The following is a 283-nucleotide window of genomic DNA, read 5'->3' on the forward strand; positions in this document are numbered from 1 at the left end:
TGAACATCTGGATCTAAAGCCACTAATCAAAGCCTATAGTAAAGACGGACAACCCAGTTATCATCCTACAAAATGCTCGGGAGGATCTATTATCAGAAATAGGTCAATCCAAGCTTAAAAAACGAACCGCCGGTGTTGTGCCGGTCTTTGCCCATGTTAAGCACAAACGAAATTTTAAACGATTTACTCACCGCGGACTTGATAAAGTGGAATTAGAGTTCGGATTACATTCCCTGGCACATAATATCGGGAAGAAGAGTGCCTAAAAACACTCATTCTCCAC

At 41.7% G+C, this 283-nt stretch carries 1 protein-coding gene; it reads left to right on the forward strand.

The features are described 5' to 3' along the window. Positions 1–62: 62 nt before the first annotated feature. Entirely contained in the window at positions 63–266 is a 204-nt protein-coding gene (locus HC175_RS23475; protein WP_317172409.1) for a transposase, read from the forward strand. The last annotated feature ends 17 nt before the right edge of the window (positions 267–283 follow it).

It is taken from the genome of Salinimicrobium oceani (assembly GCF_012037645.1).